Below are 19,408 nucleotides of genomic sequence, written 5' to 3' on the forward strand. Positions count from 1 at the left end.
CAGCAGTTGCGCTTCGTCCGGATAACAGGGAAATTCGAGCGGGTGGTTCATCTCAACGGCGAGGGGACACACGATGCCAGCGTTCATGTTTGAGAAGATTTCGCCGCCGGCCCACCGCGCCCCGGCTGCAACGACACCGAAGAAGCCGCGCGGCCTCATCAGCCAGATGATCGACCGTTTCGCCGAGCGCCGCGCCAGGCGTGCCTTGCAGGGTAAGCGCGCGACACGTCGGGACGAGAAGCCGGCGGAGTAGGGCGGTGTCGTAGGGGGCACCGCCGTCGCTCTTCGAGCTATGGCGGACAAGCCGCTTTGCCCACCCTACGGCGCCTACGCTGCCTTACCCCATCTTCCGCAGCAACAAACTGCTCCACCCCTCGATCCGCACGTGCCGCAGCGGCACGAGGCCGCGTGCGCGGTAGGCGGCGATCACGGCGGGGGCCTGGTGGGTCAAGAGGCCCGAGAGGATGACGCGCGCGCCGGGCACGAGGTGCCGCGCCATCGGGCCGGCCAATTGCCTTAACGGATTGGCAAGGATGTTGGCCAGGACCAGGTCGAACGGGCCGCATCTGGCAAAGTCCGGTGCGGCAAATCCGGTCGCGCGGATCACCCGCACCTGGTTGCCGACGTGGTTCAGCGTCGCGTTCTCGGCCGCCACCCGCACCGATGGCGGGTCGATGTCGGAGGCGAGCACCGCGCGATGCAGCGCCTTCGCGGCGGCGATGCCCAGCACGCCGGTGCCGGTGCCGAGGTCGAGCAGATTCCTCGGCCGGGAACTCTTCAGGACGTGGTCAAGCAACAGTAAACAGCCGCGGGTGGTGCCGTGGTGGCCGGTGCCGAAGGCGAGCGCTGCCTCGATCTCGATGGCAAGCTTGTTCGGCGCGACGTGGTCGCGGTCGTGGCTGCCGTGCACGACGAAGCGCCCGGCCGGCACCGGGATGAGATCTTCGAGGCTCGCCTTGACCCAATCCTTGGCTTCGACAATGTCGAAGATGAGCGTTTCGGCGATCTCGTTTCCTGCCGAAGTTACAATGAGTTCCCGCAGCCATGCCTGATCGGGCGTCTCGGCGAAATGGAGCGTGACGTCCCACTGTCCGTCCGGCCGCTCAAAGGCGGCGACCGCCGCGTCGCCGTCAAAAAAGACCTCCGTGAGCACGTCGACGACGCGCTTGGCCGCGGCCTCGGTGCCGATCGAAAAGCAGGCGCGATGAGTGGGAGAAAGCTGCATTCTAGGGTTCCGTCAGTTCAATTTTTGGCACTTTTGTTCCCAATTTTCCGCATAACTTGCAGGTTCCGATTTAACCTGACTGCAGGTTGTACCCCGTACATTTCCGGGTGTTGGATTCAGCCAACGCATCTTGGAATTGAAACGGAGGCGAGTCTTGAAGAGCATGGTTTTGAAGTTCTGGTCGGACGAATCCGGTGCAACCGCGATCGAATACGGCCTGATCGCAGCGGGCATCGCGCTGGCGATCATCACCGTGGTGAACAGCCTGGGCACCAGCTTGAACGACAAGTTCGGTTCGATTAGCAGTTCCTTGAAGTAATTTCCGCCTCCCATTTCCTGGCGGGGGCTGTTTTTCTTTAGAGGCTGTTACCTGACGATCGCCCGCACGGGGAGTTGCCCCCGGCGGGCGAGGTCGTTTTGGGGGCACCGGAATGCCCACAGGCCCTCCACCCGTTTCCCCAAAGTTGTCCACGGCTTTATCCCGCCACTCATCCGCAGCTTTTGCACCGCCTTGTACGGGGCGCGCCGGGCCTGCCGCGCGCAGGCGACCCACTGCTTTCTCACAGCCTTGCCAACAGCCTGTCCACAGCCCTTTCCACAGACCTATCCACGGCTTCCGAACAGCGAGCGGTGATCCCTCAAGATCGCCTGTGCGGCGTTGTGGCCTGGGGCGCCGGTGACGCCGCCGCCGGGGTGAGCGCCGGAGCCGCAATGATAGAGGCCCTTCAGGGGACCGCGATAGTCGGCATGGCCCAGCATCGGCCGCGCCGAGAACAGCTGGTTCAGCGTCAGAGCGCCGTGGAAGATGTCGCCTCCCAGCAGGCCGAATTGCCGTTCGAGGTCGAGCGGGGAGAGGATCTGGCGGCCGAGCACGCTTGCCGCAAAGCCGGGTGCGTATTTGTCCACCGTCGCGATCATGAGATCGGCGACCTCCTCGCGATGGTCGTCCCAGGACTTTCCGTCGGGCAGTTCGGGCGCGACGTGTTGGCAGAACAGGCTCGCGACGTGTTTGCCCGTCGGTGCGAGCGTGTCGTCGAGCGTGGAGGGGATCAGCATTTCGACGACAGGCTCCCGGCTCCAGCCTAGCGCGCGCGCGTCGAGATAGGCGCGGTCCATGTAGCCGAGGCTTGGCGCCAGGATGATGCCGGAGGTGAGGTGATCGCCGTCGCCCGGGAGCGTGGTGAAGGAGGGCAGGCGGTCCAGCGCCACGTTCATGCGGAAGGTGCCGGAGCCGTTCTTCCAGTGCCGGATGCGCGCGAGGAAGTCCGGGGGCAGGGCGTCGGCCGCGATCAGCCGCGTATAGAGCAGCTTTGGATTGACGTTGGCCGCGACATATTTCGCGCGGATCGTCTCGCCGTTGTCCAGCACCACGCCGACGGCGCGGTCGCGCTCGACGATGATCTCGCGCACACCCGCATCCGTGTCGATCGTGACGCCGCGGCCCTGCGCGGCGCGCGCCATCGCCTGCGTGATCGCGCCCATGCCGCCGATGGCGTGGCCCCAAACGCCCTTCTTGCCGTTCACCTCGCCGAAGGCGTGGTGCAGCATCACATAGGCCGAGCCCGCCGCGTACGGACTGGCATAATTGCCGACGATGGCATCGAAGCCGAACAGCGCCTTGACCAGATCGTGCTCGAAGCGCTCGTCCAGCATCTCGCCGGCCGAGCGGGTGAAGAGATCGAGCAGGCTGCGGCTTTGCTCCAGCGTCAACCCACGCAGGATGTTGGCACTCTGGATCGCGTTCACCACTTCGCGGATCGCGTTCGTGCCAAAACCGTCGAGCAGGTTCGGCGGCGCACGCAGCACGAACTGCCGCAGCACGTCGGCGATGTCTTCCAGTTCGCGCGAGAACCCGTCGAGCGCGCTCGCGTCGCGCGTGCTCAGCCGCGCGACGGACTCCTTCGTCCGCCCCTCGCCGGTGAGCAGATAGCTGCCGTCGGGCGCGGGCAGAAAATTCTGGGCGCGCCGCTCTACGATCCGCAGGCCCTGTTCAGTGAGGCCCAAGTCGCGGATCACCTGCGGATTGAGCAGGCTCACCGTGTAGGCCGCGACCGAGTTGCGGAATCCGGGGTGAAACTCCTCCGTGACCGCGGCCCCGCCGACCACCTTGCGGCGCTCGACGACGCGCACGCGCAGGCCCGCCATCGCGAGATAGGCCGCGCAGGTGAGGCCATTATGGCCAGCGCCGATGATGATGACGTCGGTTTCGCTCATGAAGGATTCAAAATGTTCCGCGGTCTTTCCGGGATGGTCCGAAGGACCAGACCCGGAATGACATCTGTATATCAAGCAATCGTCGCTGCAACATCACGAGACCCTTTATTGCCCGTTCATGCGCCCTGTGCTCCATTGCGCGCGTCCGGCGCCCGCCGGGGTTTGAGCCGGAGCTTCCATGGATTCGATCGTGCAACCCGCCGCCACGGAGCAGCCGTCCTCGTCGCGCAACCGGCTGCTGCTGACGGTCTACACCGCCGCGATCTTCGTCAGCGCGCTGCTGCTGTTCTCGGTGCAGCCGCTGTTCGCCAAGATGGTGCTGCCGCGGCTCGGCGGCTCGCCGGCAGTGTGGTCGGTGGCGATGGTGTTCTTCCAGTCGCTGCTGCTGGCGGGCTATGCCTATGCGCATCTCTTGATGCAGATCAGGAATCGCATCGTTCCGGTCGCGGTGCATCTGGTTTTGCTGATCGCAGCCTTCGCCACGCTGCCGCTCGGCGTCGCCACGGCCTACGGCGATCCACCGGCCTCCGGCTATGCGTTCTGGCTGCTCGGCCTGTTCGTGGTCTCGATCGGCCTGCCGTTCTTCGCGCTCGCAGCCAACAATCCGCTGCTGCAGGCCTGGTTCGTCCGCACCGGCCATCCTGCCGGACACGATCCCTATTTCCTCTATGCATCCTCCAACATCGGCAGCTTCCTCGCGCTGTTGTCCTATCCGTTCCTGCTGGAGCCGATTTTCACGCTGCACACGCAGAACCGGTTCTGGACCCTTGGCTATGGCCTCCTGATCCTCCTGATCGCCGCCTGCGGCGTGCTGCTGCTGCGTTCGCCGAAGCTGGCCGTGGTCGACGCAAAGACCGAGGACGTCAATGCGCCGGCGCCAGGCATCGTGACGCGGCTGCGCTGGATCTTCCTCGCCGCAGTGCCGTCCGGCCTGCTGATCGCCGTCACGGCACACATCTCGACCGACGTCGCGGCGGCGCCGTTGCTCTGGGTGCTGCCGCTGTCGCTGTATCTGCTCACCTGGGTGGTGGTGTTCCAGTCGCGGCCGCTGCTGCCGCACAAATGGATGCTGATGCTCCAGCCGGTCGCGATCGCGGGCGTCATCGTCCTGCTGGCGTTCGGCGGCGAACAGAATCTGCTGCTGACCCTCGGCGGCCACCAACTGTGCTTCTTCGTCATCGCCATGGCCTGCCATGGCGAGCTGGCGCGGACACGGCCGGCCGCCAAATATCTCACGGGCTTCTATGTCGCGCTGTCGTTCGGCGGCATGGTCGGCGGCCTCTTTGCCGGCCTCGTTGCTCCATTCACCTTCTCCTGGATCGCCGAATACCCGATCCTGGTCGCGCTCGCCGCGCTGTGCCGGCCGCCGGCGAACGAGCGGCTGGCGGGCATCGTTAGATGGTACTGGCTGGCACTCGCCGTGCTCGCGGTGGCGCTGGTCGCGCCGTCTTACATGACCGGCGATCTCTCGACCTGGTTCGAGGATCATCGCGTCTGGGTCGCGGGGGCCGTCGGCGTGCTCGCGGCACTTCTGGCGCTCGCGCTCAACGCCAGCCGCTGGAAGATCTTCGCCACCGCCGCGCTCGCGCTGGCGTTGATCCGCGTCTATCCGGCGGACGAAGGCCGCGTCACGACGGTGCGCAGCTTCTTCGGCGTGCACAAGATCGTGGTGACGCCCGGCGGCTACTTCCATGTGCTGATGCACGGCACCACGATCCACGGCGCCGAGCGCTTCCGCAACAATGACGGCACGCCGGTCGTCGGCCGGCCCGAGCCGATCACCTATTACCACAAGGACGGCGGTATCGGTCAGGCCATCACCGCGATCCGCGAGCGCAAGGGCGCGCCGCTGAAGGTTGCGGCAATCGGCGTCGGATCGGGCACGCTCGCCTGTGCCGCCGAGCCCGGCGAAAGCTGGACCTTTTTCGAGATCGACCAGTCCATGGTCGACGCGGCGAGCGATCCGAAGAACTTTCGCTACATATCGAGCTGCATGCCGGGCCTGAAGCCGGTGATCGGCGATGCTCGCCTCACCTTCGCGAAAGAGCCCGACGGCGCTTATGACCTGATCATCGTCGACGCCTATTCGTCGGATGCGATCCCGATTCATCTCGCCACCGAAGAGGCGATGGGTATCTACAAGGACAAGCTGGCGCCGCACGGCGCCGTGGTGATGCACGTCTCCAACCGGCACCTCGATCTCGAGACCGTCGTGGTCGGCATCGCCGATGCCAACGATCTGAAGAGCTGGGTCTTCAACGAGGATTCCGGACGCGACGGGGACTACATCTTCTCGACCGACGTCGTCATCTCCGCGCGCGAGGAGGCCGACGTCGGCCGGCTCGCCTCCTCCAAGTCATGGGAGCAGACCGAAGCCGACGACCGGGTGCGGGTCTGGACCGACGACTATTCCAATATTTTGGGCGCGCTGTACCGGCGTCTGCGGGATGGGGAGTAGGGCTGCTACGACACCATCGCGCGCCGCGGACGCTGCGCAGCGCGTAGCGGTGCGCTGCAGAGCCGGGGCCTACGTTTCTGGGTCCCGGCTCTGCGTCGCGTTATTTCATGCCGCGCCGCGTCCGGGACACGAGATCGAGCGCTACGGCACGACCGGCGTTCCCGCCGGCAATGCAATTCCCTTCTCGCCCGCGACGTGCCGCAGCAGGTCCGGCCTGTCCGAGATGATGCCGTCGACGCCGAGCTCGATCATGCGCGCCATGTCCTCGCGCTTGTTGACGGTCCAGACCACGATACGCAGTCCGAGCGTGTGTGCCTCCGAGACGACCGCCTCGGTTACATCGCCGAAATAGGGCGACCAGACCGTGCCGCCCGCAGCCTTGATCGTCCGCGGCAGCGAGCCGCCGTGATCGGCCGGGCTGAAACCCGCCGTCCAGTTCGTCGCCTTGTCCAACGCCACCGTCTGGCCCGAGCCGCGCTGGAGCGTCAGGTAGACCGTCGGAATCGTGGGCGCCTGCTGCTGGACGAGCAACAGGGTCCGCCAGTCGAACGACTGGATCATGACGCGATCGGAAAATCCTTCGGCCTCGATCAGCTGGAGCAGCTTTGCGACAAAGCCTCGCGGATCGAGCGACTCGTCCGGATGGTTTGGATCGATCTTGGTCTCGATGTTGAAACGCACGCGCGTGTTGCCGGCCTTGCGCACCAGCGCGAACAGCTCGCCCAGGGTGGGAATGCGTGTCCCTGGCACGGCCCGCTGGTCGGGGAATTGCTTCGCGTAGGAACTGTCGGGCCGGATCTGGCCGACGTCATAGGTCCTGACGTCGGCCAACCGCAGCTTCACGAACGGTGTACCGGGCGCGGCGACATAAGCGCCGCCTGCATCGCGCGCGAGGTCGGGATTGAGCCCGCGTTCATGCGACACGACGACCTCGCCATCCGCGGTCACGCCGGCGTCGAGCTCCAGCGTGTCCACGCCCATCGACAGCGCGTTGGCGAAGGCCGGCAGGGTGTTTTCCGGCAACAGCGCGCGCCCGCCGCGATGCGCCTCGAGATCAAAGGCCATGGCTTGTCCCGCAGTGAGAACCGAGAGCACGATCAGGATTGTCGCGGCACGTGACGGCATCAAGGTTCGCAGCCCAGGTGAAAAGAGGAGCTTATGAAATCTTCGCCCGGTTCGTCCAGCTTCGTGGTCGACAGGTGCTTGACGGCGGCCGGGGAAGGCGGAAACTGGCTCTCAAAAAACAACGGTTCAGGGAGCCATTCATATGCGGCTTATCTTCATCGCAACGATGGCGATTCTCATGGTCGGACAGGCGCTAGCCAAGGATGTGCTCTCGGGTGCGAGCCTCTACGAAGATGTGGCGCGCTATGCGTCCTTCGGTCTGCACCGCTTCGGCTCGGCGGGCGATCGCGCGACGGCCGACTGGATCGCCGGCGAGATGAAGCAGGCGGGTTTCGAAATCAGCTTCCAGCCCGTCGTGCTCGGGCGGCAATATGTCGTCGAGCGGGCCAGCGCTGAAGCTGCCGGCATCTCTGTCGAGGCGACGCCATTCTGGTGGCCGCCGGAGGACAAGGCCAGCTTCCATCTCGCCGCGCCGCTCGCGCGCGATGGCGATGTCACCGGCAAGATCCTTCTGCTCGATCTGCCGTTCGATCGCGGCGCCTATCTGGGGCCGACCCATCGTACGGCGATCGCGGAAGCCGCGGCAAGGAAGCCGGCGGCCATCCTGCTGATGATCGGCAACCCCGCCGACGACCGCTTCGCCTATAACGTCACGCAGGAGGATGCGCCCTGGCCGGTGCCGGTGATCGTGGTCGGCGCGGCGTCGCGAGCGGTGTTCGAGCGCGCGCTCGCCTCAGGCGCGCGCGTCACCTTCGACGTCAAGGGCCATTACGAGCGCGATGTTGTTGGCCGCAACGTCATCGCCGAGATCGGGGCCGGCCGTGGGCCGGTCATCGTCGTCTCGACGCCGATGACCGGCTGGTACTCGTGCGTCTGCGAGCGCGGCCCCGGCATCGCCAACTTTCTCGCGCTGGCGCGCACCGTCGCCGCCGAGAAATGGCCGGCGCATCTTGTTTTCATCGCCACCGCCGGCCACGAGATCGGCCATGGCGGCATGGAACTGTTTTTGAAGCACGGAGCGCCGGCACCGAAGGACACGCTGGCGTGGATTCATTTCGGTTCGTCGAACGCCTGCTATGCCTTCGCGGAAGGCGCCCGCACCGATCGGCCCGAGCAAGAGCGTTATCTCGTGCTGAGCAAATCCGCCGTCGCACTGACCGACGAGGCTTTTGCGAATGTCGAGGCCAAGCGCCTGGTGACGGAGAAGCAGGCGGTCGGTGAGCTGCGCGATGTGCACGCGGCGGGCTACGCCAATTTCCTCGGCATGGCTGGGCGCCATCGGACGTTTCATACGCCGTCGGACGATCTCGCCCCGACCGGGCCCGAGATCCTCGAGCCGGTCGCGCGTGCCTTCGTCGATGCTGTGCGAAAGATCGTCGAACGCGGCAACGCCGCGTTTCGGTAGCGTCAGTTCTGATAGTAACCGCGCGGCTGATAGTATTGCCGGGGCTGTGGCTGATAGTAGCCCTGCTGGCCGTAGCCTTGATTGTAGTACTGCTGCGGCTGCTGCTGCTGCTGATAGACCTGTGCGTCATACAGCGGGCGGCTAGCCGAGCGCGGCGCGGGATAGCGCGTGCCGGTGTCGCTGCCGTCGGCCGGGTAGATGTAATTGTCGTCCTGCGGCATGTAGCGGCGGGCGGGCTGCGCCGGCGGTGCGAGATTCACGGGATCGCCTGAGGTGGCGTACTGCTCTTCGGCCGGCTGCGGCGCGCGGGCCACTGCTGTGGGGTTGCGGCCGCGCGGGTTGCGGGCCAGAGCCACCTGGGCCGAGCCGGTCAGCGTCACCGTGGTGTTGAGCACGCCCTGCTGCTGCACCAGCGCATAGAGCGTCGAGGCATTCTGACGCGACAGTCGCACGCAGCCGTGCGACGCCGGCGAGCCGAGGCGGCTGACCGAGTCGGTGCCGTGGATGGCGTGCCCGACCTTGGTGAAGAAGATCGCGTGCGGCATCGGCGCGTCGTCGAATTCCTTGGAGTAGTGATCCTCTTCCATGCGAAAGGCGCGGAAGGCGCCGCCCGGCGTTTCGCGCGAGGGGATGCCGGTTGACACCGGCCAGCGATAGCGCGCGACGCCGTCAACGGCGACGGTCATCTGCTGATTGTCCTTGTCGACGGTGATCTCGACCTTGGCCTGGGCGGCGCCCGCGCTCAAAAACATCAATGAGGAAAAAGCGATGAAAAAAGAACGCATCTGGAAACGCATTTGAGTTCTGGCCTCCGGCCTGTTCACGCTAGGCGCCGCGGCTCTCCGTCCCCCGGCGTGCAATATGCCTGCAATCCGGCTTTCGTTCCAGCGGGCTGCCCCTCCATCGTTAACGCGATGCCGGGCGTAAGCAAGGCCGCTTTGTGCCGCGTGGCTGGCGGCGGCGCTGACATTTTCGCGAGCGTGCCGAGCAGTCACAACGCCGACAATTCGTCACAAAGGCGCAACCATTCGGCCGCTTCAGGCGTTGATCGTGGCTGCCCTCGACGGGCGGCTTCCGCTGCCCTTTCCCCTTTAATTCCCTTGGGACCGAAGATGAACAAAGCCCGTATCGCCGCCGCGCAATTGCCGGCCGGTTTGCCCATCCGCCTGCTGTTCGCAGCCACCGCCATCCTGCTCGCGCTGTTGTCGCTGCCGCAACCCGGCCACGCCCAGGGCATCGTGCGCGGCGCCCAGGAAGGCTCCTATGAAGGCAACCGGATCGCCGGGCCTGTCGGTGGCGTGGTTGGCGGCGCGGTGGGCGCCGGTGTTGGAGGGGCCGTCGGTGCGGTGGAGGGCGTGTTCGGTATTCCGCATCACCGCCACTACCGCTGCCGCGGCTACTATGACGGCTACCATCGCTTCCACTGCTACAGGTAAGTCCACCATCGTCATTACGGGGCGCCCGAAGGGCGAGCCCGGAATCCATTCATCCACCAACTCTGCCGCCCGATGGATTCCGGGCTCGCGACTTCGTCGCGCCCCGTAATGACAGCTCAGTTCTTCAGCCGGTACCCGGTGCGGAAAATCCACCAGATCACGGCGAGGCAGATCACCAGGAACGCCGTCGTCATGCAGATGCTGACGGACACGCTGACATCCGCAATCTCGTAGAAACTCCAGCGGAAGCCCGAGATCAGATAGACGACCGGGTTCAGCAGCGCCACCGTGCGCCAGCCTGCCGGCAGCATGTCGATGGAATAGAAGCTGCCGCCGAGGAAGGTCAGCGGCGTCACCACCAGCATCGGGATCATCTGGAGTTTTTCGAAGCCGTCGGCCCAGATGCCGATGATGAAGCCGAACAGGCTGAACGTCACCGCCGTCAGCACCAGGAAGGTCAGCATCCAGACCGGATGATGGATGTGCAGCGGCACGAACAGGCCGGCGGTGGCGAGAATGATCAGGCCGAGAATGATCGACTTCGTCGCGGCGGCGCCGACATAGCCGAGCACGATCTCGCCATAGGAAATTGGCGCCGACAGGATTTCGTAGATCGTGCCGGTGAATTTCGGAAAGTAGATGCCGAAGGAAGCGTTGGCGATGCTCTGCGTCAGCACCGAGAGCATGATCAGGCCCGGCACGATGAAGGTGCCGTAGCTGACGCCCTCGACCTGGCTGATGCGCGAGCCGATCGCGGCACCGAACACCACGAAATAGAGCGAGGTCGAGACGACAGGCGAGACGATGCTTTGCAGCAGCGTACGCCAGGTGCGCGCCATTTCGAACAGATAGATGGCGCGGATGGCGCGATGGTTCATGACGTCCTCACGAGGTCGACGAAGATGTCCTCGAGCGACGATTGCGTCGTGTCGAGATCGTTGAAGCGGATGCCGGCGTTGCGGAGGTCGCTGAGCAGGCTGGTGATGCCGGTGCGCTCGCCCTTGGTGTCGTAGTCGTAGACGAGCGTCGCGCCGCCGTCGCAGACGTCGAGCTCGTAATGGCTGAGGCTGTCCGGCAGCGTCGTGACCTTGCCCTGCAGATGCAGCGTCAACCGCTTCTTGCCGAGCTTCTCCATCAACGTCGCCTTGTCCTCGACCAGCACGATCTCGCCCTTGTTGATGACGCCGATGCGGTCGGCCATCTCCTCGGCTTCCTCGATGTAGTGCGTGGTCAGGATGATGGTGACGCCGGATTGCTGCAGGGTGCGCACCACCTCCCACATGCCCTTGCGCAGCTCGACGTCGACGCCGGCGGTCGGCTCGTCCAGGAACAGGATCTGCGGCTCGTGCGACAGCGCCTTCGCGATCATCACGCGGCGCTTCATGCCGCCGGAGAGCGTGATGATCTTGTTGTCCTTCTTGTCCCAGAGCGAGAGGTCCTTCAGCACCTTCTCGATATGGGCGGGGTTCTTCGGCTTGCCGAACAGGCCGCGGGAGAAGCTCACCGTCGCCCACACGCTCTCGAAGGCGTCGGTGTGCAATTCCTGGGGCACGAGGCCGATCAGCGAGCGGGCCTTGCGGTACGACGTCTGGATGTTCTCGCCGCCGACGAGGACCGTGCCTTCGCTTGGGTTGGCGATGCCGCAGATGATCGAGATCAGCGTGGTCTTGCCGGCGCCGTTGGGGCCGAGCAGCGCAAAAATCTCGCCGCGCTTGATGTCGAGATTGACGTTCTTGAGCGCCTTGAAGCCGGACCCGTAGGTCTTCGACAAATTGGCGACGGAAATGATGGAGGACATGATGGCCGCAGGGCTGAAAGGTAAAGACTGGGGAGGGGGAGGCTGGAACCGTCCGGGGAGGAGGTCAGCGGAGCCCTGAAATAGGAATGCACTTGCCCGGCCGCAATTGGCCGGAGAAAAATGGTCTCAAAACAGCCCCTTCGGTGGCAGGTTCCGGGCAAGTGTTGCGCGAGGGTCACGACTTGTGGCTAAGATTGCCGCTCACGCGCCTCTTTGTTGCGTCTGCGAGCAGGCCGTGGCTACGATTCCGGCCAATCGCAAAGCGTATCGTCCCCAGGGAAAACATCGAGATGAGACCGAACGGCCGTCACACCGCCGGCGCCAGCCAGTTGCCCGCCCTCCGTGTGTGGGCGATCTGCCTGCTCCTGCTGTCAGCTGTTGCCATTAGCCCGACCACCGCCAGGGCGGCGCCGAGCCAGTCCGCGGCCGCGACCACCCATGTCTACCTGCTCCGCGGCGTGCTCAACATCTTCTCGCTCGGGCTCGATACGATCGGCTCCCGCCTCCAGGCGCAGGGCGTCCAGGTGACCGTCGCGAACTTCGTGTCCTGGTCCTCGCTCGCTGATGAGGCCGCGGCCAACTACAGGGCCGGTCGCGTCAAGACCATTGTCCTGGTCGGCCATTCCTCCGGCGCGACCGCGCTGCCGGACATGATCGCCAAGCTCAACCAGCTCGGGGTGCCCGTGAAGCTCGCGATCGGCCTCGATTCCGTATTCAAGACCAGGCTGTCGACCGGCGCCGAGCGCTACATCAACATCTATATCGGCGATGGTCCCGGTGAGCCGGTGCGCGCCGCGGCTGGCCTCCGCGGCAAGCTCGACAATGTCGACGTCCGCGGCACCGGCGTCGGCCACATCTCGATCGACAAGAACGAGGCGATCCAGCGCCGCGTCATCGGCGAGATCGACGCCGCCATCTTGCGCTCGCGCGCCCCGGCAGGTCCGGTCGCCGAACCCGGCGCACCCAGGGCCCCGCGGCAGGCGCGCTCGGCGGCGGCGACGGCGCCGGCCAGGAACTGAGGGCGCGTCGCACCCGCAGCACCGCGTGATGCCGCCTAAGCGGCGGTCACGCGGACCGGCATGCTCTCCAGCCCGCGCAGGGAATTGTTGAGCGTGCGTTTCGGCTCTGCCGTGAGCTCGATGGTCTTCACGCGTCTTGCGAGCTCGCCGAAGATCAATTCGCCTTCCAGACGCGCGATCATCTGGCCGACGCAGGCGTGAATGCCGGCGCCGAAGCCGACATGTCCGGTCGCACTTCGTTCGACATCGAAGCGGTCGGGTTTGTCCCACCGCGCCGGATCGCGGTTGGCGGAGGCCATGAACAGCAGCACCTTGCGGTGCGCGGGGATCACGCCGCCGCCGATCTCGACATCGCGCGAGGTGGTGCGAAAGAATGTCTGCACCGGTGAGTCGTAGCGCAATCCCTCCTCGAAAGCGTTGCGCGCCAGCTCCGGCTTGTGGTGCAGCTTGCGATATTCATCCGGGTGCGTGGCGAGTGCCAGCAGGGTGTTGCCGATGCCGTTGACGGTGGTGTCGATCCCGGCGGTGAGGAACGGCCGCACCAGATGCGTTGCTTCGTGCTCGGTGATCTCGCCGTCGTCGGCCGCCTGGTAGATCATCATGCCGAGCCCGTCGGGCTGCAACGCGTCCCGGGCGCAGCATTCCATGATCCAGCTCTGTGCGGCGAGGCCCGCCTTGCGCGATGTGGCCAGCATTTCGTTCTCCGGGCCAAAGCTGTCGAACACGAAGGTGCTCCAGGCGAGCAGCTTCTCGCGGCCATCCGGCCGGATGCCGATCGCATCCGGAAACACTTTCATGGGATAGGCTTCCGCAAGATCGGCCACGGCATCGAAGGTGCCTTTGTCGATCAGCTCCGAGACCTTCCTCTCCGCCTCCTGCTGAAACGTCTCGCGCAGCTTCCTTGCGACGCCCGGGGACAGGGTGCGGCCGAGGACGCGGCGGCCCTTGTCATGATCGGGAGGATCGATCTGGAGTGTCAGCGGTTTCGGCAGGGCAGGATTCATCCCGTGAAGCCCGACACCCTCGCCGCTGATGAACGTCTTCCAGTCCTTCAGGGCCGGCTCGACTTCGGCATAGCCTGCCATGGCCCACACGCCATACCGCTCCAGTGCGAACGCAGGCCCGAGCGCGCGCAGCGCTTCATAGGCGGGATAGGGGTCCATCAGGAAGTCAGGCGCGAACGGGTCGACCGGACTGGATGCAATGCCGCTCATGGTCAGCTCCCGGCCGTTATTGCGTGGTCAGCGGACACTTGCCTTCGCTCTCCGAGCGGAATGCGTCCTCGCCCTTGATCGTGGCGACGACCTTCAGCAGGTCCCAGGCCGAATTCGACTCCTCGGGCGCCTTGACCTGGAGCAAATAGAGCGGGTGGATATTGCGTCCGTCCTTGCGGATGTAGCCCTTGCCGAACAGCGGATCATCGGTCGGCATCTCCTTCATCGCCGCGACGACGGCCTTGCCGTCCTTGGCGCCGCCGACCTTGTCGACCGCCTTGAGGTAGTGAATGACCGAGGCATAGACGCCGGCCTGCATGTCGTTGGGATAAGCCTTCGAGGGGATGCGCTCGGCGAAGCGTTTGGCGAAAGCCCGCGTGCCGTCGTTCAGATCCCAGTAGAACGGGTTCATGATCTGCGCGCCCTGCGCAAACTTCAGTCCGAGTGAGGGAAGGCCGTTCATCCCCAGGATCAATCCGACCAGCTTGTGGTCCTTGGTCAGCCCGAACTCGGCGGCCTGCTTCATCGAGGTGATGGTATCGTCGCCGGCATTGGCGAAGCCGACGACGTTCGCGCCCGAAGCCTGGGCCTGGAGCAGGAAGGAGGCGTAGTCGGCCGTTCCCAGCGGATGCCGCACGCTGCCGAGCACCTCGCCGCCGGACGCTTTCACGGCCTCCGCGGCCTGCCTCTCCAGATCGTGACCGAACGCGTAGTCGGCGGTGATGAAGAACCACTTCTCACCGCCTTGCTGCACGATCGCCTTGCCGAGGCCGCGCCCATAGGCATAGGTGTCGTAGGTCCAGTGCACGGTATTCGGCGTGCATTTCTCGCCGGTGAGCAGCACCGTGCCGGCCCCCGATCCGACGAAGACCTTGTTCTTCTCGGCACTCATGCCGGCGACGGCGAGCGCGATCGACGAGTTGGGGATATCGAAGATCGCGTCGACGCCGTCATTCTCGTACCAGCGCCTGGCGATGCCGATCCCGATGTCCGTCTTGTTCTGATGGTCGGCCGCGACGACCTCGACAGGTTTGCCGGCGGCCTTGCTGCCATAATCCTCGACCGCCATTTTTGCGGCGACGACCGAGCCGATACCCTGATAGCTCGCGAACGGACCGGATTGGTCGTTCAGGATGCCGATCTTCACGGCAACCTGGGCAAAGCCCGGCGCGGCAACCAGCATCGAAGCCAAAATGCACAATTTGTGCAGGAATTTGCTGTTCATTGTGTCCCTCCCATATGCGGTCTTGGTGCCGCTAAATAATAGTTATATTTTATAGCTATTTTTGAGAGTGTCAATTCGGCTGTGGCCGCCGCGGATGAGGATCATGAGTTCGAGAACCGTAAGACCCGGGTTGAAGTCCGATCAGCAGCCGGAGAAATCGCTGGACCTGCGCGCGCTCCGGCGGACGCCCGGCTTCATGCTGCGCCTCGCGCAATTGAAGTTTTTCGAAGGCTTTTACGAGGAGTTCGCCGCGTTGGGCCTGACCCCGGCGACCTATGCGATCTTCGCCGTCATTCGTGACAATCCCGGCGTGCCGCCGAGCAGCCTCGCCAGCCTGCTTCGGCTGCGCCTGCCGAACCTGATCAAGATCCTGAATGAGCTTGAATCGTCCGGCTTCATCAAGCGCAACCGCTCGAAGGCGGACCGCCGTGCCGTCGAGCTGATGCTGACGCCGAAGGGCGCAAAGCTCATTGCCGAGGGGGCAAGGCTGACGGAGCCCTACAACGAAAAGATGCTGGCCCCGCTCAGCGCGGCCGAGCAGCGCATGCTGCTGGAATTGCTGAACCGGCTCCTGCCGCTCTAGGGGCGGGCTCTATCGCTTCCTGACCAGCTTCAGGGGACGACCGGTCTTCTGAATGCGGGGCTTGATCGCAACGCTCTGCGCGTCGGGCGGGTTCAGGAAGCGGACGAGCATCGTTCTCAGATGCTCTACGCTCTGCTTGATATCCAGCTTCGGATTGCGGATCGGCATGGCGCGTGATCCGTCGACGAGGGCGATCAGGATGTTTGCCGTCGCGTCCGGATCGAGTCCCGGATCCACCCGTCCCCGGTCTTGCGCCTGGCGCAGGAAATCGCTCCACATGCGGCGGACCGCCCCGGTGTGGCGTTCGATGATCTCAGCGAATTCGGGATTGCGGGCGGCCTCCGCGAGGCCATCCAGATTGAGGATCTGGGCGGGACGAAATCGCAGGCTGGATTCCTCGATGTCGACGAGCAGCGCCTCGATCACGTCCGGGGCGGCCAGAATTTTTTCGAACTTTTCGGCCGACCGCGCGAGACCGAGGTCGATCATCGCCTCGATGATCGCCTCCTTGCTCGCGAAGTAGTGATAGAGGTGGCCCGGACTGATGCCGGCTTCGGTGCAGATATCTGTCGTGCTAGCGCCGCGGAAGCCGTCCCTGATGAAGCAGCGGATCGCCGCGCCGAGGATTTCCCCGCGCTTCTGCTCATGCTTGACGGGGTCGACTTTCCTCAAACCGGACATCTCCATTCACACTCGCCCCGTTTAGCACGACGATCCGCCACGAGAAAATCAAAATTAGAGAGTTCCATCTATTTATGTTGACGGATGTTGCGAGGCGTGAGAAGTGATTATTAGAGCGATCTCTCTAATAAGCTGCCGATGCGGGAATGGGACTATGCGCTTTCCACGGACGGCCCTGATGGGTGCCGCGCTTGCGCTCGGAGGGTGTGCGACCGCGCCGCTCGAACAGGCCGGCTCGCTCAGGAGCTACGACCGGATGTCGGAAGCGAACGGGCTGGTGACGCGATCGAAGATCCGCGTGAACAAGCAGGATGTGCTGGCGGCGAAGACGATCCGGATCGCATCGACCGTCTTTCCCGCGCGCACCGATGTCGTGTTGAACGAAAAGGAACGTCGCCTGGTTGCGAACGCCATCAGCCGCGAGCTGTGTCTCCGCTTGAGCGAGCGCTTCCGTATCGTCTCATCCGATGACGACGCCGATCTCACGGTGCAGGCGACGGTGACGCATGCCGCGCCGACCAGCCCGACCGCCTCCGGCGCATCGAAAGCCCTGTCGATAGCCAAGACCGTTGCGCTTCCCGGCGTGCCCGTACCGGTGCCGAGGCTTCCGGTCGGGCTCGGCAGCCTGTCGGTCGAGGCGGAAGCGCGCGATTTTGCAGGATTTCAGAAGGCGGCCATGGTCTGGGCGCGCGGCGCCAACTCGATTACGAACTCTCCGCGGGTCGCCAATGAGGGCGATGCCTACGATCTCGCCGCCGATTTCGGCACGGACTTCGCAAAACTGGTTACGACCGGAGAGTCGCCGTTCGGCGGCATCCCCGCGCTGCCGCCGATGGACAGCATTCCCGTGCGGCTCGGCGGTGCGCCCAAATATGTCGCCTGCGAAGCGTTCGGACGGTTTCCCGGCATCACCGGCATCGCGGGGCAGGGGCTCGGCCTGCCGCCGGCCTGGACCGATTCCGGCGCCAAGGAGAGCCCGGCCAACAATCCGGCCCCGCCGCCTGTGCCCGGAGCGAATTCAGAGCAGGCGCTGACACAGTGATGCGGCTGCGCGCCCCGCAACATCCGAGCTCGACATATTGGTAGCCGATCAGAGTTGATGACATGCTGACATCCGGAATAACTCGCCCTTCCCAACGCGCTTTGCGCCAAAGCGCAGCGCGTGACGATGCGCGCGCGAGCAGCGTTCCCCTGTTCACGGCCGATGAGGCGTGGAGCCGGACCAACGCAGATCGGCATGCAGTCGACGAGAGGGATGACCAGGACTCGATGCTCGAGCCCGGCTTCTGGATGACGGCCCTGGTCGCGGTCCTGCCCACGGTCGCCGGCTGCCTCTATCTCGTCCTGACCCAGGGATGAGGCGCGCAGCGAGCGCGGCACCGGGGACAAGCGATGCATTCACGATATGAGTTGGCGTGCTGCCAGCGAAGGTCCGTCTTCGGCCGCCGCAGATCTCTGGCGGCCTTGTCCGCCGTCTTGACGCTTTTGCTGGCGGGATGCGCATCGAGCGGGAATTTGCCTCCTGTCTATCATCCTCCGCGTCCGCCTGGTGCCAAGGCGGTGCAGGAGGGCGTCAGGAAGGCAGCCGCCGAAGTCAAGCTGACCGGGGGACTCGAGACATCCGCCGTCCGTCCTACCGACCACGGGCCGGCGTCGTATTTCGTCTGCCTGAGGCAGCGCGGTGGTCCGTCCGATAGACACCCGGCCTATTCGGTCTTTTTCGACGATGACGCCTACAAGGGAATCCAGAGCTCGGTGATCCTCGACGCCTGCGAAGCCCAGCCATGGGTTCCCTTCAACTGATGCCGGGGATGTAAGGGGCAGAATGAGAACCTCGACCGACGGGCGTCACGGGCCCGGTTCCGTGCCCCAAAATCCACCCAATCGGTGGTCACTAAGCCCGCGGAGGAGGCCTTTGCCTCCCATGGCGGGACTGCTGGACGGATGATCGATTTGAGGCGGCTAGTCGTGCTGGCAGCGGTTGCGCTGCTCGCCCTAGGCACCGGCATGGCCGTTGCCTCACCTGCGAAGCCGAAGCGCCCCGCGGTCGCGACCGCTGCGCCGCCGCCTCCCGCTCCGCCGGTCGAGCCGCTGCCGCCGCCAAAGATCTACCTGTTCCGCGGCGCCATGGGGCCGATCTTCTCGACCGGCATGGACCGGCTCAGCGAAAAGCTGACGAAGGCCGGCTTCTCGGCCGACGTCTATGAATTCACCATCTGCCGATGGATCGGCGATCGTGTCATCTCCAGCTACAAGGAGAGCCCGGCGCCGATCGTGCTGATCGGCCACTCCATGGGCGGGCTGTGCTCGGTCGTGATCTCCGAGATGGCGGCCAAGGAGAACATCCGGATCAGCCTCGTCATCGCCATCGATTCCGCGCATGCGACCGGCGACGTGCCGCTCAATGTCGAGCGCTTCATCAACATCTTCCTCTCCGACAGCGTGCTCGGCGGCGGCGACGTCGTGGCCGTGCCCGGCTATCGGGGCCATTACGCGAGCTACGACCTCAAGGAGAACAGCCGCGTCTCGCACATCAACATCGAGAAGTCGGACGACATCCATCGCCAGATCATCGAGATGGTGACGCAGCTGCCACGCATCCCCGCGCAGAGCCAGGCCGATGCCGTGCCGCTGCGCTATCTCGTGCCGCCGAACACGCCGGTGGAATTGTGGGACAGCGGCGTGCGGGTGCCGGTGCGCACCGGCGACACCCTGGAGAGCATCGCCGCCGCCCGCCGCGTGCCGCTGTGGACGCTGGCGCAGAGCAACTCGCTGGCGGAGAACGCGCCGCTCACTCCCGGCCAGTCCATCATCGTCCCGCGCCACCTGACGCCGCCGGAGCCTGTGGCCGCGATGGCGGCGCCGGCGCCGCCGCCGCAAGGGCGGAAGTAGTTGATCCACAACTCGTCCAGGGCGGGGCCAGCCCGGCCCGGACGGCGGGTTGGGGTTTAACCTTGGTGCCCGGGGTCGCGGCGGTAACCGGGGGCGGGGCTTTCTTGGTAGGGGCCGTGGCGCCCGCCTCGGG

General features: G+C 65.1%; 20 protein-coding genes. 11 read left to right on the forward strand and 9 right to left on the reverse strand.

All coding sequences use genetic code 11. The features are described from left to right. Positions 1-73: 73 nt before the first annotated feature. Positions 74-253 carry a hypothetical protein gene (locus tag AC0L3X_RS10830; protein ID WP_028147633.1) on the forward strand — a complete coding sequence of 60 codons (180 nt, stop codon included), beginning with the start codon at positions 74-76 and terminating at the stop codon, positions 251-253. A gap of 84 nt (positions 254-337) precedes the next feature. Here AC0L3X_RS10830 and AC0L3X_RS10835 read toward each other — a convergent pair whose 3' ends face one another. Next, entirely contained in the window at positions 338-1,225 is an 888-nt protein-coding gene (locus AC0L3X_RS10835) for a 50S ribosomal protein L11 methyltransferase (protein ID WP_063981550.1), read from the reverse strand. A 163-nt stretch (positions 1,226-1,388) separates the two neighbouring features. Between AC0L3X_RS10835 and AC0L3X_RS10840 the strand changes: the two genes are divergently transcribed. After that, positions 1,389-1,544, forward strand: coding sequence for a Flp family type IVb pilin (locus AC0L3X_RS10840; RefSeq protein WP_094183922.1), 156 nt, complete (start codon positions 1,389-1,391; stop codon positions 1,542-1,544). A 284-nt stretch (positions 1,545-1,828) separates the two neighbouring features. On the opposite strand, the gene AC0L3X_RS10845 is transcribed toward AC0L3X_RS10840, so the two are convergent. After that, positions 1,829-3,439: a phytoene desaturase family protein gene (locus AC0L3X_RS10845; protein WP_063981552.1), complete on the reverse strand. Its 1,611-nt coding sequence runs from the start codon at positions 3,437-3,439 to the stop codon at positions 1,829-1,831. Between the two features lie 178 nt (positions 3,440-3,617). Here AC0L3X_RS10845 and AC0L3X_RS10850 point away from each other — a divergent pair, with 178 nt between their 5' ends. Continuing rightward, positions 3,618-5,897 carry a fused MFS/spermidine synthase gene (locus AC0L3X_RS10850; RefSeq protein WP_063981553.1) on the forward strand — a complete coding sequence of 760 codons (2,280 nt, stop codon included), beginning with the start codon at positions 3,618-3,620 and terminating at the stop codon, positions 5,895-5,897. 141 nt (positions 5,898-6,038) lie between these two features. Here the strand turns inward: AC0L3X_RS10850 and AC0L3X_RS10855 are convergent, their stop codons facing one another. Beyond that, positions 6,039-7,022, reverse strand: coding sequence for a glycerophosphodiester phosphodiesterase (locus AC0L3X_RS10855; RefSeq protein ID WP_473316386.1), 984 nt, complete (start codon positions 7,020-7,022; stop codon positions 6,039-6,041). 142 nt (positions 7,023-7,164) lie between these two features. On the opposite strand from AC0L3X_RS10855, the gene AC0L3X_RS10860 reads away from it, so the two are divergent. After that, a complete protein-coding gene (locus tag AC0L3X_RS10860; RefSeq protein WP_473316387.1) occupies positions 7,165-8,427 on the forward strand; it encodes a hypothetical protein in 1,263 nt (420 codons plus the stop codon). A 2-nt stretch (positions 8,428-8,429) separates the two neighbouring features. On the opposite strand, the gene AC0L3X_RS10865 is transcribed toward AC0L3X_RS10860, so the two are convergent. Continuing rightward, positions 8,430-9,212, reverse strand: coding sequence for a L,D-transpeptidase (locus AC0L3X_RS10865; protein WP_063981555.1), 783 nt, complete (start codon positions 9,210-9,212; stop codon positions 8,430-8,432). Between the two features lie 327 nt (positions 9,213-9,539). Here AC0L3X_RS10865 and AC0L3X_RS10870 point away from each other — a divergent pair, with 327 nt between their 5' ends. After that, positions 9,540-9,863: a hypothetical protein gene (locus AC0L3X_RS10870; protein ID WP_063981556.1), complete on the forward strand. Its 324-nt coding sequence runs from the start codon at positions 9,540-9,542 to the stop codon at positions 9,861-9,863. 116 nt (positions 9,864-9,979) lie between these two features. Here the strand turns inward: AC0L3X_RS10870 and AC0L3X_RS10875 are convergent, their stop codons facing one another. Both AC0L3X_RS10875 and AC0L3X_RS10880 read right to left on the reverse strand, forming a co-directional pair. After that, positions 9,980-10,741, reverse strand: a complete 762-nt coding sequence (locus AC0L3X_RS10875; protein WP_028147642.1) for an ABC transporter permease — start codon at positions 10,739-10,741, stop codon at positions 9,980-9,982. Next, positions 10,738-11,661 carry an ABC transporter ATP-binding protein gene (locus AC0L3X_RS10880; RefSeq protein WP_028147643.1) on the reverse strand — a complete coding sequence of 308 codons (924 nt, stop codon included), beginning with the start codon at positions 11,659-11,661 and terminating at the stop codon, positions 10,738-10,740. The genes AC0L3X_RS10875 and AC0L3X_RS10880 overlap by 4 nt, the downstream gene beginning before the upstream one ends. A 290-nt stretch (positions 11,662-11,951) precedes the next feature. Between AC0L3X_RS10880 and AC0L3X_RS10885 the strand changes: the two genes are divergently transcribed. Beyond that, positions 11,952-12,680 (forward strand): hypothetical protein, encoded by a 729-nt coding sequence (locus AC0L3X_RS10885; RefSeq protein WP_166101856.1) that lies wholly within the window; start codon positions 11,952-11,954, stop codon positions 12,678-12,680. A 35-nt stretch (positions 12,681-12,715) separates the two neighbouring features. On the opposite strand, the gene AC0L3X_RS10890 is transcribed toward AC0L3X_RS10885, so the two are convergent. Together AC0L3X_RS10890 and AC0L3X_RS10895 are read right to left on the reverse strand one after the other, a co-directional pair. After that, the gene (locus AC0L3X_RS10890) at positions 12,716-13,894 is read right to left on the reverse strand and encodes a cytochrome P450 (protein WP_063981558.1); all 1,179 of its coding nucleotides are present in this window, start codon (positions 13,892-13,894) and stop codon (positions 12,716-12,718) included. A 16-nt stretch (positions 13,895-13,910) separates the two neighbouring features. Further along, positions 13,911-15,119 carry an ABC transporter substrate-binding protein gene (locus AC0L3X_RS10895; protein ID WP_354131794.1) on the reverse strand — a complete coding sequence of 403 codons (1,209 nt, stop codon included), beginning with the start codon at positions 15,117-15,119 and terminating at the stop codon, positions 13,911-13,913. Positions 15,120-15,222: 103 nt separating this feature from the next. Between AC0L3X_RS10895 and AC0L3X_RS10900 the strand changes: the two genes are divergently transcribed. Continuing rightward, positions 15,223-15,702, forward strand: a complete 480-nt coding sequence (locus AC0L3X_RS10900; RefSeq protein ID WP_063986146.1) for a MarR family winged helix-turn-helix transcriptional regulator — start codon at positions 15,223-15,225, stop codon at positions 15,700-15,702. A gap of 9 nt (positions 15,703-15,711) precedes the next feature. On the opposite strand, the gene AC0L3X_RS10905 is transcribed toward AC0L3X_RS10900, so the two are convergent. After that, positions 15,712-16,389 carry a TetR/AcrR family transcriptional regulator gene (locus AC0L3X_RS10905; RefSeq protein ID WP_063981560.1) on the reverse strand — a complete coding sequence of 226 codons (678 nt, stop codon included), beginning with the start codon at positions 16,387-16,389 and terminating at the stop codon, positions 15,712-15,714. Positions 16,390-16,561: 172 nt separating this feature from the next. On the opposite strand from AC0L3X_RS10905, the gene AC0L3X_RS10910 reads away from it, so the two are divergent. The 4 genes from AC0L3X_RS10910 (at position 16,562) to AC0L3X_RS10925 (ending at position 19,275) form a co-directional block, all read left to right on the forward strand. Continuing rightward, positions 16,562-17,425 (forward strand): DUF3313 domain-containing protein, encoded by an 864-nt coding sequence (locus tag AC0L3X_RS10910; RefSeq protein WP_166101843.1) that lies wholly within the window; start codon positions 16,562-16,564, stop codon positions 17,423-17,425. Positions 17,426-17,487: 62 nt separating this feature from the next. Beyond that, positions 17,488-17,742, forward strand: coding sequence for a hypothetical protein (locus tag AC0L3X_RS10915; protein WP_063981562.1), 255 nt, complete (start codon positions 17,488-17,490; stop codon positions 17,740-17,742). A 156-nt stretch (positions 17,743-17,898) separates the two neighbouring features. Then, on the forward strand, positions 17,899-18,186 hold the full coding sequence (locus AC0L3X_RS10920; RefSeq protein WP_063986147.1) for a hypothetical protein: 288 nt from the start codon (positions 17,899-17,901) through the stop codon (positions 18,184-18,186). Positions 18,187-18,327: 141 nt separating this feature from the next. Continuing rightward, positions 18,328-19,275, forward strand: coding sequence for a LysM peptidoglycan-binding domain-containing protein (locus AC0L3X_RS10925; protein ID WP_063981563.1), 948 nt, complete (start codon positions 18,328-18,330; stop codon positions 19,273-19,275). The last annotated feature ends 133 nt before the right edge of the window (positions 19,276-19,408 follow it).

It is taken from the genome of Bradyrhizobium sp. MI1.7, assembly GCF_055811795.1.

Excerpts from the sequence above, each read along its gene's own strand:
- AC0L3X_RS10830 (WP_028147633.1), top strand. The coding sequence starts at position 74 with ATGCCAGCGTTCATGTTTGAGAAGATTTCGCCGCCGGCCCACCGCGCC.
- AC0L3X_RS10835 (WP_063981550.1), bottom strand. The coding sequence starts at position 1,225 with ATGCAGCTTTCTCCCACTCATCGCGCCTGCTTTTCGATCGGCACCGAG.
- AC0L3X_RS10840 (WP_094183922.1), top strand. The coding sequence starts at position 1,389 with ATGGTTTTGAAGTTCTGGTCGGACGAATCCGGTGCAACCGCGATCGAA.
- AC0L3X_RS10845 (WP_063981552.1), bottom strand. The coding sequence starts at position 3,439 with ATGAGCGAAACCGACGTCATCATCATCGGCGCTGGCCATAATGGCCTC.
- AC0L3X_RS10850 (WP_063981553.1), top strand. The coding sequence starts at position 3,618 with ATGGATTCGATCGTGCAACCCGCCGCCACGGAGCAGCCGTCCTCGTCG.
- AC0L3X_RS10855 (WP_473316386.1), bottom strand. The coding sequence starts at position 7,022 with ATGCCGTCACGTGCCGCGACAATCCTGATCGTGCTCTCGGTTCTCACT.
- AC0L3X_RS10860 (WP_473316387.1), top strand. The coding sequence starts at position 7,165 with ATGCGGCTTATCTTCATCGCAACGATGGCGATTCTCATGGTCGGACAG.
- AC0L3X_RS10865 (WP_063981555.1), bottom strand. The coding sequence starts at position 9,212 with ATGCGTTCTTTTTTCATCGCTTTTTCCTCATTGATGTTTTTGAGCGCG.
- AC0L3X_RS10870 (WP_063981556.1), top strand. The coding sequence starts at position 9,540 with ATGAACAAAGCCCGTATCGCCGCCGCGCAATTGCCGGCCGGTTTGCCC.
- AC0L3X_RS10875 (WP_028147642.1), bottom strand. The coding sequence starts at position 10,741 with ATGAACCATCGCGCCATCCGCGCCATCTATCTGTTCGAAATGGCGCGC.
- AC0L3X_RS10880 (WP_028147643.1), bottom strand. The coding sequence starts at position 11,661 with ATGTCCTCCATCATTTCCGTCGCCAATTTGTCGAAGACCTACGGGTCC.
- AC0L3X_RS10885 (WP_166101856.1), top strand. The coding sequence starts at position 11,952 with ATGAGACCGAACGGCCGTCACACCGCCGGCGCCAGCCAGTTGCCCGCC.
- AC0L3X_RS10890 (WP_063981558.1), bottom strand. The coding sequence starts at position 13,894 with ATGAGCGGCATTGCATCCAGTCCGGTCGACCCGTTCGCGCCTGACTTC.
- AC0L3X_RS10895 (WP_354131794.1), bottom strand. The coding sequence starts at position 15,119 with ATGAACAGCAAATTCCTGCACAAATTGTGCATTTTGGCTTCGATGCTG.
- AC0L3X_RS10900 (WP_063986146.1), top strand. The coding sequence starts at position 15,223 with ATGAGTTCGAGAACCGTAAGACCCGGGTTGAAGTCCGATCAGCAGCCG.
- AC0L3X_RS10905 (WP_063981560.1), bottom strand. The coding sequence starts at position 16,389 with ATGGAGATGTCCGGTTTGAGGAAAGTCGACCCCGTCAAGCATGAGCAG.
- AC0L3X_RS10910 (WP_166101843.1), top strand. The coding sequence starts at position 16,562 with ATGGGTGCCGCGCTTGCGCTCGGAGGGTGTGCGACCGCGCCGCTCGAA.
- AC0L3X_RS10915 (WP_063981562.1), top strand. The coding sequence starts at position 17,488 with ATGCTGACATCCGGAATAACTCGCCCTTCCCAACGCGCTTTGCGCCAA.
- AC0L3X_RS10925 (WP_063981563.1), top strand. The coding sequence starts at position 18,328 with ATGATCGATTTGAGGCGGCTAGTCGTGCTGGCAGCGGTTGCGCTGCTC.